Source organism: Synechococcus sp. CS-197 (genome assembly GCF_025128215.1).
Lineage (GTDB): Bacteria > Cyanobacteriota > Cyanobacteriia > PCC-6307 > Cyanobiaceae > Synechococcus_C.
In genome coordinates this window covers 276,715-291,071 of sequence record NZ_JAHLZC010000021.1, presented here as the reverse complement: position 1 = coordinate 291,071, position 14,357 = coordinate 276,715, and the positions used below count along the sequence as shown (strand labels likewise).

Below are 14,357 nucleotides of genomic sequence, written 5' to 3'. Positions count from 1 at the left end.
CGTGACGGCCTCCAAGTCTTCCTCCGCCACCGCATCGGCCTCTGACCGCCCGGATCGGTACGACCCCATTGCGCTCGAGCAGCGCTGGCAAAGCCAGTGGCAACAAGACGATCTCTATGCAACCCGTTCACCGGAGCCCGGTCAGAACGCGTTTTATGCCCTCTCGATGTTTCCCTATCCATCGGGGAGCCTGCACATGGGCCATGTGCGCAATTACGTGATCACCGATGTGATTGCCAGAGCTCAACGCATGCGCGGAGATTCGGTTCTGCACCCCATGGGCTGGGATGCGTTCGGACTCCCCGCTGAGAATGCAGCGATTGAACGTCAGGTGGATCCAGGGGTCTGGACCGATCGCAACATCGAACAGATGAAAGCCCAGCTGGCACGTCTGGGGCTGTCCATCGATTGGTCAAGGGAGCAAGCCACCTGTCACGCGGACTACTACCGCTGGACCCAGTGGCTCTTTCTGGAGCTCATGGACCAGGGACTGGCGTACCAGAAAGACGCCACGGTCAACTGGGATCCTGTCGACCAAACCGTGCTGGCCAATGAGCAGGTTGATAGTGAAGGGCGCTCCTGGCGATCCGGGGCCCTTGTTGAACAGAAAAATCTCAGGCAGTGGTTCCTGCGCATCACCAACTACGCCGACGCACTGCTCGACGACCTTGACCTGCTGAAGGGATGGCCCGAGCGGGTGCGCACGATGCAGGCCAACTGGATCGGTCGTTCCATCGGAGCGGAGATTGATTTCCGCGTCAGCGATCACGACGATGCGGTGATCACGGTTTTCACCACTCGGGCAGACACCCTGCATGGTGTGAGCTACGTGGTGCTGGCTCCTGAGCATCCCCTGGTCGCAACGCTCACCGCGGAGCACCAGCGCGAATCCGTTGCCGCCTTCAGGGATCTCGTGGGAGAGCTCAGTGCGGATGAACGCACAGCGGATGATCGACCCAAGCGTGGTGTGCCCATCGGGGCCACTGCAGTGAACCCGGCCAACGGCGAATCAATCCCGATCTGGATCGCTGACTACGTTCTCGCCGGCTACGGCACCGGGGCTGTGATGGGAGTTCCAGCCCACGATGAGCGCGACTTCCTGTTTGCCCGCACCTACGAGCTTCCGGTGAAACGGGTGATCCAGGCTGCCGGCACCAGTGACCATCTCAGTGATGGCGAGGCCTGGACAGGCCCGGGGATTCTGTTGAACAGCGGCCGCTTCGATGGTCAATCGAGCGAGGAAGCCAGGCAGGAGATCACAGCTCATGGTCAGGAGTTGGGCTGGGCTCGGCCCAAACGCCAGTACAGGCTGAGGGACTGGCTGATTTCCCGTCAGCGCTACTGGGGTTGCCCGATTCCGGTCATTCACTGTGATCACTGCGGCGCTGTGCCCGTGCCGGCGGATCAGCTTCCGGTGACCTTGCCCAAGGATGTGGATCTTCAAGGCAAAGGCGGATCTCCTCTGGCTTCTTTGCAGTCCTGGGTGAACGTGAAATGCCCCAGCTGCGGACGAGACGCACGCCGGGAAACGGACACCATGGACACCTTCATGTGCTCATCGTGGTACTTCCTGCGTTTTGCCGATCCGCACAACACGGAACGGGCGTTTGATGCGGATGCAGTGGAACGCTGGCTGCCCGTGCAGCAATACGTGGGCGGCATCGAACACGCCATCCTTCATCTTCTGTATTCCCGTTTCTTCACCAAAGCGCTGCGTGATCGTGGATTACTGAACATCCGAGAGCCGTTCGAGCGTCTACTCACCCAGGGGATGGTTCAGGGCGTGACCTACCGCAATCCCCGCACGGGTCGTTACGTGGCGCCTTCTGAGGTCAGTGACGAGAACGCACCTAAAGATCCGGTGGACGGCGGCGAGCTTGAGGTGCTGTTCGAGAAAATGTCGAAGTCGAAGTACAACGGTGTGGATCCAGCGGCCGTGATCGACCGCTACGGAGCTGACACGGCACGGATGTTCATCCTGTTCAAGGCACCGCCTGAAAAAGATCTCGAATGGGACGACGCCGATGTTGAAGGTCAGTTCCGATTCCTGCAACGACTCTGGCGCCTGATCGAGAGCGTGCGCTCGGATGACCAGGATCAGCTGCTCGGCGACCCCGTTGATCCTCCTGAGGGCTCTGGCCTGTCTGACAAAGAGGGGGAAATCCGCCGTGCTGTGCACACCGCCATCGAAGCGGTCAGTGACGATCTGAAGGGCGATTTCCAATTCAACACGGCGATTTCAGAGTTGATGAAGCTCTCCAATACCCTCTCGGGTGCTCTCCCTGAAGCGTCACGGGCTGTACAAGCCGAAGCAGTTTCAGCGCTGATCCGCCTGCTCGCTCCGTTTGCGCCCCATCTGGCCGAGGAATTCTGGTTCAGCCTCGGCGGCCAAGACAGCGTTCACAAGCAACCATGGCCTTTGCATGACCCCGCTGCATTGGTGCGTGACACCGTTGATTTGGTGATTCAGGTGAAGGGCAAGGTGCGCGGAACGATCACTGTTCCAGCGGATTGCAGCAAGGAGACGTTGGAGGAATTGGCTTTGGCCAGTGACGTCGCAGAGAGATGGCTTGAGGGCAAGCCTCCCCGGCGCGTGATCGTGGTTCCGGGAAAGCTTGTCAATCTGGTGCCATCCTGACCCTGCTCAACCCTTGGCGAAGCGCAAGGACGCAGGGCTGTCCCAGGATCCCTGGGCCTGGTAACCGCGGTTGTTTCCGGTGAGATGACGCAGGATCCAGAAGATGGCTTCATCGGAACCCTCACCGATGGCCTGCTGAATCTCCAGAACTGACCGAGAGGTGCCATCACTGAGCACCTCTTCCACCTGCTTTTGAAGTTTCAGGATCGCTGCAGCAGCCTTCTTCCCAGCTTCAACACCCGGCTGGTGGTAGGCATTGATGTTCACAAGCTCGCCGTAGAAGCCCACAGCACGTTCAAACAGGGCGATCAATGCCCCGAGTCTGCGGGAATCGAACGTGCGCATGCTGATGCTCAGGCTTTGCCGCCCTCCTTCGGTGAGCGCCGATCGGGTGCCCTGCACGAATCCATCGAGGAAGTCTCCAGGACGCTCGCCGTTGATCTCGGGAATATCGTCCACATCCTGCAGAACTTCGATAAAGGTGACGAAGAAGTTATCGACGCCATCACGGAGCTGCTGAACATAGGCATGCTGATCGGTTGAACCCTTGTTGCCGTAGACAGCGATGCCCTGATGGGCAACGGCTCCGCTGCGATCAAGCCGCTTGCCGAGGGACTCCATCACCAGCTGCTGCAGATAACGGCTGAAGACTTCCAGCCGATCGCGGTAAGGCAGCACCACCATGTCGCGCTTCCCCTTCCCTTCTCCTGCGGTGTACCAGGCAGCTGCCATCAGAGCAGCAGGATTGCGCCGCACATCGGCGACGCGGGTGGCCTGATCCATCTGAGCAGCACCAGCCAGGAAATCGCGGATATCGCTGCCGATCAGGGCTCCGGGCAACAGGCCCACGGCACTGGTGATGCTGGTGCGCCCACCCACCCAATCGAACATGTCGAACCGTTTCAGCCAGGTCTCTTCCTTGGCCTGCTGATCCAGATGACTGTTGGCCATGGTGATGGCGACCGCCTGACCCGGCCAATTGCCCCCCAGAGACTCCACTCGGTGACGGGCTTGCTCCATGCCCAGGTGGGGCTCAGGCGTCCCTCCTGACTTGCTGACGGTGACCACGAGCGTCGTGCGCAAGGCGTCGCCAAGTTCACCGAGAACACGGCTCATGCCATTCGGATCGACATTGTCGAAGAAATGGAAAGGCAGACCTTTGCCTGTGTCCTGCAGGGCGCGAACCATTAAAAGAGGACCAAGACCGCTACCTCCGATGCCGATCCAGAGCACGTCTGTGAACGGCTCGCCCGTGGGGGACTTGATTTCACCGTTAACGACAGCCTGTCCGAATTGCTCGATATCGTTGATTTCGGCGGCAATGTGTTGGCCCACGCTCTGATCGGGCGCCAACTGCGGATCACGAAGCCAGTAATGCCCCACCTGTCGGTTTTCATCGGCATTGGCGATGGCACCGGCCTCGAGCTTGCCCATCGCTTCGAACGCCTGCTCGAGAGGAGGCGTGAGCTCGGCCAATGCTGCGGCGTTGAGATGCATGCGGCTGACATCGAGCCAGACACCGAGATCGTCGTGATACCAGAGGAGATCGCAGAAGCGTTGCCATTGAATCTGGGTGTCAGTGGCGCTGAAATCCGGGAAACTCATCACGAGGTGCATGCACGCACTGAAGGTATCGACAATCCGGCTCTCTGCCCATCAACTGGAACACCGCGGCTAATCTCCGCCCATGGCCCTAAACAGGTTTCCAGTCCGAGTTGTCTCCATGCGCGGAATGCTCTGCGCTGCCGCTGCACTGGCAGCCACTTCCCTGGCTTTCCACGCGTCTTTGCAGCCGCTGTCCATCAACGACATCGCAACGCGTTCTTCAACAGAGGATCAGGCGGACTCGAGCACCAATGAATCCAATCCGGATCCGACTGATTTCAGTGCCGAGGAGTTGGAACTTCTGCAGCGTCGGTTCGGGGTGCATGGTCCCCAGACCCCTCTCGCCCAGCTCTTCACCCGAGGGGTGGATCAATTGCAGCCGCTTCGCGCCAACACGCTCTCCCGGTTGCGCGATCTGAAACCGGTAATCCAGCGCGAGGCCTTCCGCCATCGCATCAACCCGATGCTGATCACGGCAATTCTTTTCGATGAAATCCAGCACTCCAAGCCTGGAGAGGACCTTCCATTTGTGGTGCATTCCGGCTTGGTTGAGACCCACGGCCCGGCGCAACTCGGGATCAGTGAACTGATCCACCAGGGCCGCCTTCCAGCAGAGCCCACCAGCGAACAGATCAGCGCAGCCCGTGACTTGCTGATGAACCCCGATGCCAACATCGAGCTGCTTGCAGCGAAGTTATCAAGGCTGAAGAGTGAACTCGGTCTCGATCAGGGAGCAATTCTGATCGCCAGCCGTTCTTATGTGGATGCGAAGGCCATTGCCACCCTGGCCTATCTGCACAACGGCAAGCTCGATTATCCGGCGAGGATTTTGCGCTACATGCAGGATCCCGCCCTTCATGGACTGATCTACAGCGCGCGACAACCGGCGAAGGCTTATCTCATCTAAGTCACTCCCTGTGGAGATTGCCTGTTAAAGGCAAAGCTTTCCAAGGGCCGCTAGACGAATTTGCAAATCAGCCCATGAGAAGCTGCGTGGATCAGCTCGCACGCCACCAAGGTCTACATGTTGATGGGTTGTGATGGCTGCAGGCTGAAAGCCAAATCGCTCGATCCAATTGTCGAGAACAAGGGCCATCGCGTCATATTGCGCTGGCGTGTACCCGCTGTGACGCTTGTCGTTGTCATGTCCGTCCTTGGGAGTTTCCAAACTCAAATGAAGCGCGAAGTTATTCACTGAACCCTTGAATTTGGCGTTGGTCACAGCCCATTCGCCCAGGAAAGCCGAATAACCAGCGCCGAAGGCGCGCTGCAGGGGATCGACAAGATCCACGATCGCCCCATCCAAACCAATCAGGGTGTGGTAACTCACTTGATCCTCATCACGGGGATGGGGCGTCTGAAAGGTGTTCAGGGCTGAACCAAGGGAATACACGGTTTCATGCAGCACCACCACCCTCGGATCAGGGTTGAGGGGTTGGCCCCACGGATTGCGTCGATAACGGGTTCCGAAGTTGGTTGGATCGGCAGGGATGGTTTTGCGTTGCTCGGACAGGGTGCGCTTGCGTTGCAACAAGCGCTTGCGAACGCTCGGATCGATTCCGGAACACTGGCGTGCCAAGGGGGATGACCAGGACAACGCCTTGGGAGGAACGGGTGGCTCACCCTCGATCGTTCGGCCGGAATCCTTGTCCTTGCCCACATCATTGAGAAGATCAAGCAGCGAGGGGCGCCTCGCCCCGCTGTCTTTTTCTGCGGTGACACCCACGAGGGAAACAACCACCAGCAGTGAGGCCGTGCTGACCAGGACGATGCCCACCCCTGGGCGCTGCATCCGCTTCAGCAGTGCTGACAGGTTCTGTTTCAGAGGAAGCCGAACCATTGATCGCGTAGGGCACGTTCAGCCTGGGTTGCCCCAGGATCCCAGGCCAGTTCATGTCGGTCCACCCCTGGATCTTGGAGAAGGAGGTCCGTGGTTTTGAGCACTCCCCTCCGGCTGTACGTCACCTTGAGGTTGGAATCGCCTTGCAGGAGCTCTGAACAGCGTTGAACAGAGTGGCAGCGCCAGTCGCGCAGAGCCACCACTTCATCTCCAGCCACCAACCCTCCCCGTTGCGCAGGACCATCAACATCGGTGCGATCAATCCAGACCCGGCCCTGTCGCTCTCGGATGAGCCAGCCTGCCGAGGGTGTTTTGTCACGCACTGGATTCAGTGACAACCCGATCCGTTGAAGGCTGGCCTCAATCGGCAGTGCCGATCGACCGTCTAACCAATCCGGCAAGAGTGTTTCAAGATCCTTGGAATACTCGCTGAAACAGGCAAGCAAATCAGAACGTCGATAACCCCGTCCATGCACTCCGAAGCGGTTCCACAGACAACGCAACACCTCTGCCAGAGAGTGTTGCGATTGACGCAGGTGAACATCAAGGCAAAACGCCAACGCTGTGCCTAACCGGTAATAGCTGATCTGACTGTGAGCATTGGCTGGTGTCTGTTTGTAGAGCCTCACCCACGCTTCCCTCGAACTGTCGGCCAGCGATTGAATGGCGACCCCCGGGTTCAACAGCACATGGGACAGGTCTGCTCCTAAGTCTTTGAGCAGATCCAGGCGAGAGGAAAGTCCCGCAAGCAAAGGAAGGGCAAGATCGAAGTAACTCGTGACTCCTTCTGCAAACCAGAGGCCGTCACTGATGACAGGCCTGTCGTAGCGGTAAGGAATGAACTCGCTGGGACGGAGTCTGCGCACGTTCCACTGGTGCAGATATTCATGGCCCACCAGTTGAAGAAGCTTGCGATACCCGCCTGGCTCTTGAAGCGTTGGCCAGGGAAACTGCATCACGGAGGCGTTGTCATGCTCCAAGCCTCCATACCCCTGCTCCAGGGTCTGGATCACGAGCTGATACTCCTGATCGGCGGATGGATCGGACTGCACCAGATCACAAACAGCTGTGCAAACTGCTTCGAGATCGTGCTTGAAACCAGACGGCCAACCGCAGGGTGGAGAGCCGAGCAGAATTAACGAATGCGTCTGCCCGCGCACACACAAAGGCTCCGGATCAAAGCTGCCGGCATGGACCGGAGCATCCACGAGATGATCAAAATCCTCGGCCACAAACACCGAGCCGCTCCCGTCCTGTCCAAGGGGCACCGCCACAGACCAATGCTCTGGTACGGAAATCTGAAGGCGATGTTCATTCCAACGTTCACCTTCCACCAACATCACCACAGCGGGAAGGCTGAGAGAGGCGAACTCAGGATCTAGGTGATTGGTACGCACAGTGAGCTGCCTGGCCTCAAGCCGGTAGCGAATGCACAACGGTTCGCCAGGCTCACACGAGAACTGCCAGCACTCCGGGGAACGACGTTCCAACAACAGCGTGCGTTCACCCTGAACGGCTGAAAGGCTGTGCAGATGCTGAGACGGATCACGAACCGTGTAGGAGCCAGGGGTCCAGACGGGCAGCGAAATGGTCTGAACCGACTGCCTTGGAGTCCACTGCAGAACAACACCGATGGTCTGGGCAGCTGGATTGCTGAGATCCAGATGGGTGCTGACGCCTCCCAACATCACCGTACGGATGCTGGCGACGGAATGGTGAGCTGGTTGTCAACACCGGCCACAGCAAGGTTCTGTTGGCTGGCGTCGCTCAGGGCTTTCTGCAAGGCATAGCGACGCAGAACCCGGCTGAGGGCCTGCTCCACTGAAACGGCCTGCGACGGCCTGCCGAGATCCACCACCACATTGAGGGAGTCATGGTGGCGGTTCCAAGACCAGCCGAGGGCAATCCCCTTGGCATGGGTGGCCGCAAGAGCCACGTTGTGTTGCGTTCCGAAGGAACAGAGTTGCCCGCCAATGGCCACTGCAAAACCTTCGGCACGCAATGCAGAAGCCAGCAGGTCGAGATCGTTGACCAGAGTGGGCAGGATGGAGAGATGGGACATGAAATCCAGATGCCCGCGTGTTCAGACACTAGCCAGATCCTTGAACAAGATCCTCCTGAATTGATTGTTCCGGCAATCGGAGCCTGGCCGCAGTTCTCGCCGCCGCTGCGGATCGGCGTCATGGCGTCTGGCTCTGGCAGCAATCTCGAAGCTCTGTACAAGGCCACATCAGAGGGATGCCTCGAGGCCTCTTTGCAGTTGCTGATTGTGAACAACCCAAGATGTGGAGCCCGGGAGCGGGCTGAACGCCTTCAGATTCCCTGCCAGCTCATTGATCACAGACAACACAGCACCCGTGAATCCCTGGATCACGCGTTGGTGTCTGCATTCCGGGCGGCTGATGTCGAAGCAGTCGTCATGGCGGGTTGGATGCGAATCGTCACACCGGTTCTGATCGACGCTTACGCCGGCAGGCTGATCAACCTCCATCCCTCCCTCCTTCCTGCGTTCAAAGGGTTGGATGCCGTTGGTCAAGCGCTCGCTACAGGAGTCAGGATCGCCGGCTGCAGCGTCCATCACGTTCAAGCCGATGTGGATTCAGGCGCGGTCATCGCCCAGGCGGCAGTTCCCGTGCTCGCAAGCGATGACGCAGCAACACTCGCCAGGAGGATTCAACGTCAGGAGCATCGGCTCCTTCCCTGGGCCACAGCCCTTGCAGGCGTGGAGTGGAGACGCAAGGGACAGGCCTTTGTTCAGGGGTAGAACGGCGTCAGGGGCAATCCCTCAGTGGGCTTGAGTCCCGCCATTAGGTTGAGGCACTGAACACCCTGTCCAGCCTGGCCTTTGAGCAGGTTGTCCACGGCGCTCATCAGCACGAGTCGACCGGTGCGTGTATCAACTTGCACCGAAAGCATGGCGCGGTTTGTGTGCTTGGCCCATTTCGTCGCTGGATAGGTGCCCACTGGCAGAACCTCGACGCAGGGATGGGCCTGATAAACGGTCTGCAGCACTGTGGTGCAGTCTTCTGCAGTCAGCCCGGGATCCCTCAGCCTGGCGTACACAGTCGAGAGAAGTCCACGCACCATCGGCACAAGGTGGGGCGTGAACTGAAGTTGGATGGGGCAGCCGGCGACGTTGCTGGCCAACTGTTCGATTTCAGAGGTGTGACGGTGCCCGATCACGCCGTAAGGGGCAATCGATTCGGAGGCCTCAGCAAGCAGCAGGTGCTCCTTCGCTGCGCGCCCTCCACCGGACGTGCCCGTTTTGGCATCAATGATCAAGCCATCACTCTCGATCAATCCCTGCTTGAGGAAGGGGAGCAAGGGCAGGAGACTTGCTGTTGGGAAACAGCCAGGTGCTGCAACCAATCGCGCGTCGGCAATGTCCTGCTGATGCCATTCGGGCAGGCCGTAAATGGCTTCCCGACAGAGATCATGATCTGTTCTCGCAGAGCTCCTGGCCTCCTGCACGTAGACAGAAGACCATTGATCCAGCGATTTGTAGCGATAGTCCGCCGAGAGATCGACGACCCTCACGCCCCGCTCGAGCAGAGGAGGCACCAACTTGCTGGCCAAACCGTTCGGCAAGCTCAGAACGGCGAAGTCCGACGTTGCAGCGATGCGCTCCGGATCGGCAGCTTCAACAACGCGATCACCCTCGAGAGGGAGAAAGGGGCAGATCTCACTCCAGGAACGTCCTGCTGATCGCTCGCCCGCCAGAAAGCTCACCTGGAAGGAGGGGTGCTCTTTGAGGAGGCGCAAGGTTTGGAGCCCTCCGTATCCCGAGGCACCCACCACGGCAACCCGTTGATTCACCATCCCTGCGCCATCACATCAACCGATCGTACCGGCGTCGATAATGGTGTCTGAACTCAGGACATCGAGAGCTCTGCCCGATTCTGTCGATCAATCAACGCAATCTCAAACTCTGTTTGACACCATTCCTGATGCGCTCAAGGCCATTCGCAACGGTGAATGTGTTGTTGTCGTCGACGATGAGCGACGGGAGAACGAAGGCGACCTGATCTGCGCAGCCCAGTTCGCCACCCCGGAACAGATCAATTTCATGGCCACAGAAGCCAGGGGATTGATCTGTTTGGCGATGCAGGGGGATCGCCTCGATGCCCTGGATCTTCCTTTGATGGTGGATCGCAACACCGACGCCAACCAGACGGCCTTCACGGTCAGCATCGACGCCGGACCTGAGCACGGTGTTTCGACGGGAATTTCGGCTGATGACCGATCACGCACGATCCAAATCGCCATCCAACCGGACGCCAAACCTGCGGATCTGCGCCGACCAGGTCATATTTTTCCGCTGCGTGCTCGTCCCGGGGGCGTCCTCAAACGCGCCGGACATACCGAAGCCGCTGTTGATCTTGCCCAAATGTCGGGTCTGTACCCCTCGGGTGTGATTTGCGAAATCCAGAATCCAGACGGCTCCATGGCCCGGCTTCCGGAACTTCAGGTTTACGCCAGAGAGAAAGGGCTGAAACTGATCAGCATTGAAGATCTGATCCGCTACCGGCTGGAGAACGAACGCTTTGTTGTGCGTTCTGCCCAATGCTCGCTTCCCACTGAATTCGGTTCATTTCTGGCGATCGGCTACCGCAACGAGCTCGATGGCAGTGAGCACGTGGCTCTGGTCAAAGGGGACCCGAGCCATCTGCAAGAACCGGTTTTAGTGCGGATGCACTCCGAATGCCTCACCGGAGATGCGTTTGGCTCGCTGCGTTGTGACTGCCGTGACCAGTTGCACAGCGCCCTAAAGCGCATCGAAGCCGAGGGGGAAGGTGTGGTCGTGTACCTGCGCCAGGAAGGCCGTGGAATCGGCCTCATCAACAAGTTCAAGGCCTACAGCCTGCAGGAGGGAGGTCTTGACACCGTCGAGGCCAATGAAAAGCTCGGATTCGCGCCGGATTTGCGCAACTATGGCGTTGGAGCGCAGATTCTCAGCGATCTCGGCATTCATCGCTTGAATCTGTTGACCAATAATCCAAGAAAAATTGCCGGTTTAGGCGGCTATGGCCTTGAGGTGGTGAAGCGGGTGCCGATGAAACCAGCCCTCGGCGACTTCAATGCTGAGTACCTCGCCACCAAAAGGGAGAAGCTGGGGCATTTAATGGATGATCACCAGCAACGGTCTCATTGGGTGATCTGTCTCGACAGTTCTTCCACCGATGAGGGGGAGTTATCGGAGCTCTTGCACCGTGTCGAAACACTGAGCCAGGAGCACGGCCTTCAACTGCAGGCAGAACAGGCGCCGCGTCTGCTGGCGCTGTGGGAGCGGCCCAGATTTGTCTGGTCACTGCAGGGGACGGAACCAGAGGCTGCCACACTCAAAACCCTGCTGACGACGATGGCCAGCTGGGCGGCAACGTCTCGGATGGGTCTGCTCCATGCGGTCAATCCAGAACAGATCTCCCATCCACCGCAAACCCTGGAACGCAAAGAGCTCAGCCTTGCATCGCTGGGCAGCTCCCAACAGGGCTGGGGCTGGTTCCCCGCTGGAGACCAGCCCGCCTTGATTCACTGGTCCTGAACCGTGACCGATTGAATCTTGGAGCCGTTTTTGAGGGCCAGCACCACATCCATGTCACCGGTCTGACCGAAAACGGTGTGCACACCATCGAGATGGGGTTGGGCTTCATGCACGATGAAGAATTGGCTTCCACCGGTGTTCTTGCCGGCATGCGCCATCGATAACGCACCCGGGACGTGCTTTTTGCTGTTGATTTCGCAGTCGATCGTGTAGCCGGGGCCACCCGTTCCAGGCATGCCTCGGGATCCTTCGCGGCTGTTGGGGCAACCACCCTGGGCCATGAAACCGTCGATCACGCGATGGAAAGCGAGTCCGTCATAAAACCCATCTTTTGCCAGCTTGACGAAGTTGGCCACGGTGTTCGGGGCATCGTTGTCGAACATCTCCAGCTTGATCTGGCCGGCGTCCGTGGTCATGAGAACCGTGGTCAAAGCTTCAACACCAAAACACCATGCTAGGCAAGTGGATAAATCGAGTGACTCACGCAAGCCATGAGCAACATTTCCGCCTCGCCCTCGCTCGACTCGGCCAAGGTGGGCGTGATCGGTGGAAGCGGCCTTTATGCCATCGATGCCCTCGAGGATGTCCGTGAGGTTGAGCTGGAGACCCCGTTCGGCCCACCATCCGACGCCTTCAGGGTTGGGCGACTCAATGGTGTGGACATCGTCTTTCTGGCGCGCCACGGACGGCATCACCATCTGCTTCCCAGTGAAGTTCCCTACCGGGCCAACGTCTGGGCTTTGCGAAGCCTTGGCGTGCGCTGGCTGGTCTCGGTTTCAGCCGTCGGGTCATTACGAGAGCATCTCCGCCCCCGCGACATGGTGGTTCCTGATCAATTCATCGATCGCACGATGCAGCGCCCGCAATCGTTTTTTGGCGATGGCTGCGTGGCTCACGTCAGCCTTGCCGATCCCTTCTGTTCACGACTCAGTGACCTCCTGGCGACCGCGGCATCCATGGAGATGCCCACCGGACACCATCTGCACCGGGGCGGAACCTACCTCTGCATGGAAGGACCGGCGTTTTCCACCCGCGCGGAAAGTGAGCTGTATCGCCGTTGGGGTTGCGACGTGATTGGCATGACCAATCACACGGAAGCTCGTTTGGCGAGGGAAGCCGAAATCGCCTACGCCTCCCTGAGCATGGTGACCGACTTCGATTGCTGGCACAACGATCACGATGCGGTCACGGTGGAAATGGTGGTTGGCAACCTGAAAGCCAACGCCCTGGCCACCGGCCCCATCCTCAGCCGTCTGATGGAGAGCATGCGCCAAGAGCCTCCGGCGTCCAAGGCCCATCGCGCCCTGGCCGATGCCTTGATGACGCCTGCAGAGGTTGTGCCTGAAGCCACACGCCAACGCCTTGATCTCTTCACCTCTCCCTACTGGGGAAGCGTGACAGCCTCCTGAGGAAGACTCACCCCGCGGCTGAGCAGTGCCTGACGAAGGTCCGAACCATGGGCCTTCAGCAGGGCATCGGCTTCTGCAGCATCCAGTTGGCAGCTGCCCATCACAAGGGCGCGCTTCACGGAACCTCCCGCCAAACCGAGAAGGGCCTGGGAGGCGGCACGATCCAGCCCCAGGAGGTCACGCAGAATCCGCATGGATCGGTCTACGAGCTTGCTGTTGCTCGCAGCAACGTCCACCATCCGATTGCCGTACACCTTTCCCAACCTGACCATGACCCCGGTGGACAGGATGTTCAGGGCCATCTTGGTGGCTGTGCCCGCCTTGAGTCGGGTGGAACCGGTTAGCAGTTCAGGACCTGTTAAGAGCCGGATATCGATATCGCACGGCAAGGGAGCCTGATCGGAGGGAACACAGGCCATGGCAATCGCGAGTGCACCGAGCTCACGGGCGTAACGCAATCCACCTTTCACGTAGGGCGTCGTCCCCCCTGCAGCGATGCCCACGAGGCAGTCGTTTCCCGAGAAGTCCCGATCCTTGAGATCGGACGCTCCTGCCGATTCAAGATCTTCCAGTCCTTCGGAGCTGCGCAGAAGGGCTGCAGGCCCCCCAGCCAGCACACCTTGAACCAGCTCCGGCGGGCTGCAGAACGTCGGCGGACATTCGGCCGCATCCAGAACACCGAGTCGTCCAGATGTCCCAGCACCCAGATAAAACAAGCGCCCGCCAGCTTTCAGGCGTTTCGCGATGGCGTCCACTGCTTCAGACAGAGCGCTGATGGCACCTTGCACAGCCATCTGGGGGCGTCGGTCCTCTTCCACGAAGAGGCTGATGAGTGCATCGGTGGAGAGCTGATCCAGGTTTTCACTGGATGGATTGGTCTGCTCGGTCAGCAGATGGCCTCGATCGGCGGACGGTTCGATCACAACAATCCCTCGAGACGTCGACGCACTGCATCGAGATCAGCGCTGTCACCATTCGCTGAATCCGGGCTGCTCTCCAGCTCGCTCTCCTGCCAGTTGCTCACATCCCGATTCGCGGCAGGGGGCGCAAGCATCAGACGATCTTCTTCTGTTTGGGGTACGAACCCTGCTGCAACCAGACGCGCCTCGTAGCCAGCCTCACGGCAGAACAGCTCAACCTCCTCGAGCTCCAGTGCTTCAACAGTGGGTGTGGGGAAATCCTGCGCTTCAAGAAGTCCGGCGTAACGCTCAGCGTCGTCGCTGTCTTCGAACATGAGCACCACGGTGTGACCTGAAAGCTCAAGGGAGTGAATGCCTTCGCTGTCCTGACCTGCGTCGAACAGCAGAACGTGAACCAACATGC

The 14,357-nt window shown here is 59.2% G+C and carries 13 protein-coding genes; 5 read left to right on the top strand and 8 right to left on the bottom strand.

Features of this window, described 5'->3' with window-relative positions:
- Position 1 precedes the first annotated feature (1 nt).
- Positions 2-2,638, top strand: a complete 2,637-nt coding sequence (leuS, locus tag KQ296_RS11975) for a leucine--tRNA ligase (RefSeq protein ID WP_011933166.1) — start codon at positions 2-4, stop codon at positions 2,636-2,638.
- A 6-nt stretch (positions 2,639-2,644) separates the two neighbouring features.
- On the opposite strand, the gene KQ296_RS11970 is transcribed toward leuS, so the two are convergent.
- Positions 2,645-4,243, bottom strand: coding sequence for a glucose-6-phosphate isomerase (locus KQ296_RS11970; protein ID WP_041428833.1), 1,599 nt, complete (start codon positions 4,241-4,243; stop codon positions 2,645-2,647).
- A gap of 118 nt (positions 4,244-4,361) precedes the next feature.
- On the opposite strand from KQ296_RS11970, the gene KQ296_RS11965 reads away from it, so the two are divergent.
- Positions 4,362-5,150 carry a hypothetical protein gene (locus KQ296_RS11965; protein WP_011933164.1) on the top strand — a complete coding sequence of 263 codons (789 nt, stop codon included), beginning with the start codon at positions 4,362-4,364 and terminating at the stop codon, positions 5,148-5,150.
- A 24-nt stretch (positions 5,151-5,174) separates the two neighbouring features.
- Here KQ296_RS11965 and KQ296_RS11960 read toward each other — a convergent pair whose 3' ends face one another.
- Genes KQ296_RS11960 through KQ296_RS11950 form a run of 3 tightly spaced genes read right to left on the bottom strand, consistent with a single transcriptional unit; the run spans position 5,175 to position 8,145 of the window.
- Positions 5,175-6,083, bottom strand: coding sequence for an N-acetylmuramoyl-L-alanine amidase (locus KQ296_RS11960; RefSeq protein WP_011933163.1), 909 nt, complete (start codon positions 6,081-6,083; stop codon positions 5,175-5,177).
- On the bottom strand, positions 6,065-7,771 hold the full coding sequence (locus KQ296_RS11955; protein ID WP_011933162.1) for a M61 family metallopeptidase: 1,707 nt from the start codon (positions 7,769-7,771) through the stop codon (positions 6,065-6,067). Before KQ296_RS11955 ends, KQ296_RS11960 begins: the two co-directional genes overlap by 19 nt.
- Positions 7,771-8,145: a DUF1257 domain-containing protein gene (locus KQ296_RS11950; protein WP_011933161.1), complete on the bottom strand. Its 375-nt coding sequence runs from the start codon at positions 8,143-8,145 to the stop codon at positions 7,771-7,773. Before KQ296_RS11950 ends, KQ296_RS11955 begins: the two co-directional genes overlap by 1 nt.
- Positions 8,146-8,154: 9 nt before the next feature.
- Here KQ296_RS11950 and purN point away from each other — a divergent pair, with 9 nt between their 5' ends.
- Positions 8,155-8,847, top strand: coding sequence for a phosphoribosylglycinamide formyltransferase (purN, locus tag KQ296_RS11945; protein WP_011933160.1), 693 nt, complete (start codon positions 8,155-8,157; stop codon positions 8,845-8,847).
- Here the strand turns inward: purN and argC are convergent.
- Positions 8,838-9,902 (bottom strand): N-acetyl-gamma-glutamyl-phosphate reductase, encoded by a 1,065-nt coding sequence (gene argC / locus KQ296_RS11940; protein ID WP_011933159.1) that lies wholly within the window; start codon positions 9,900-9,902, stop codon positions 8,838-8,840. The two genes, purN and argC, sit on opposite strands and share 10 nt — an antisense overlap.
- A 40-nt stretch (positions 9,903-9,942) precedes the next feature.
- Here argC and ribBA point away from each other — a divergent pair, with 40 nt between their 5' ends.
- Positions 9,943-11,625 (top strand): bifunctional 3,4-dihydroxy-2-butanone-4-phosphate synthase/GTP cyclohydrolase II, encoded by a 1,683-nt coding sequence (gene ribBA / locus KQ296_RS11935; RefSeq protein ID WP_011933158.1) that lies wholly within the window; start codon positions 9,943-9,945, stop codon positions 11,623-11,625.
- Here ribBA and KQ296_RS11930 read toward each other — a convergent pair.
- Positions 11,613-12,041, bottom strand: coding sequence for a peptidylprolyl isomerase (locus KQ296_RS11930; RefSeq protein WP_011933157.1), 429 nt, complete (start codon positions 12,039-12,041; stop codon positions 11,613-11,615). The two genes, ribBA and KQ296_RS11930, sit on opposite strands and share 13 nt — an antisense overlap.
- A gap of 75 nt (positions 12,042-12,116) precedes the next feature.
- Here KQ296_RS11930 and mtnP point away from each other — a divergent pair, with 75 nt between their 5' ends.
- Complete coding sequence (gene mtnP, locus KQ296_RS11925; protein ID WP_011933156.1) at positions 12,117-13,034, top strand: S-methyl-5'-thioadenosine phosphorylase; 918 nt, start codon at positions 12,117-12,119, stop codon at positions 13,032-13,034.
- On the opposite strand, the gene murQ is transcribed toward mtnP, so the two are convergent.
- The gene (murQ, locus tag KQ296_RS11920) at positions 13,007-13,957 is read right to left on the bottom strand and encodes an N-acetylmuramic acid 6-phosphate etherase (protein WP_011933155.1); all 951 of its coding nucleotides are present in this window, start codon (positions 13,955-13,957) and stop codon (positions 13,007-13,009) included. The genes mtnP and murQ overlap by 28 nt on opposite strands.
- Positions 13,954-14,355, bottom strand: a complete 402-nt coding sequence (locus KQ296_RS11915; protein ID WP_011933154.1) for a DUF3110 domain-containing protein — start codon at positions 14,353-14,355, stop codon at positions 13,954-13,956. The genes murQ and KQ296_RS11915 overlap by 4 nt, the downstream gene beginning before the upstream one ends.
- Positions 14,356-14,357 lie beyond the last annotated feature (2 nt).

Coding starts and splice junctions, on each gene's coding strand:
- KQ296_RS11970 (WP_041428833.1), bottom strand. CDS start 4,243: ATGAGTTTCCCGGATTTCAGCGCCACTGACACCCAGATTCAATGGCAA.
- KQ296_RS11965 (WP_011933164.1), top strand. CDS start 4,362: ATGCGCGGAATGCTCTGCGCTGCCGCTGCACTGGCAGCCACTTCCCTG.
- KQ296_RS11960 (WP_011933163.1), bottom strand. CDS start 6,083: ATGGTTCGGCTTCCTCTGAAACAGAACCTGTCAGCACTGCTGAAGCGG.
- KQ296_RS11955 (WP_011933162.1), bottom strand. CDS start 7,771: ATGTTGGGAGGCGTCAGCACCCATCTGGATCTCAGCAATCCAGCTGCC.
- KQ296_RS11950 (WP_011933161.1), bottom strand. CDS start 8,145: ATGTCCCATCTCTCCATCCTGCCCACTCTGGTCAACGATCTCGACCTG.
- purN (WP_011933160.1), top strand. CDS start 8,155: ATGCCCGCGTGTTCAGACACTAGCCAGATCCTTGAACAAGATCCTCCT.
- argC (WP_011933159.1), bottom strand. CDS start 9,902: ATGGTGAATCAACGGGTTGCCGTGGTGGGTGCCTCGGGATACGGAGGG.
- ribBA (WP_011933158.1), top strand. CDS start 9,943: ATGGTGTCTGAACTCAGGACATCGAGAGCTCTGCCCGATTCTGTCGAT.
- KQ296_RS11930 (WP_011933157.1), bottom strand. CDS start 12,041: ATGACCACGGACGCCGGCCAGATCAAGCTGGAGATGTTCGACAACGAT.
- mtnP (WP_011933156.1), top strand. CDS start 12,117: ATGAGCAACATTTCCGCCTCGCCCTCGCTCGACTCGGCCAAGGTGGGC.
- KQ296_RS11915 (WP_011933154.1), bottom strand. CDS start 14,355: ATGTTGGTTCACGTTCTGCTGTTCGACGCAGGTCAGGACAGCGAAGGC.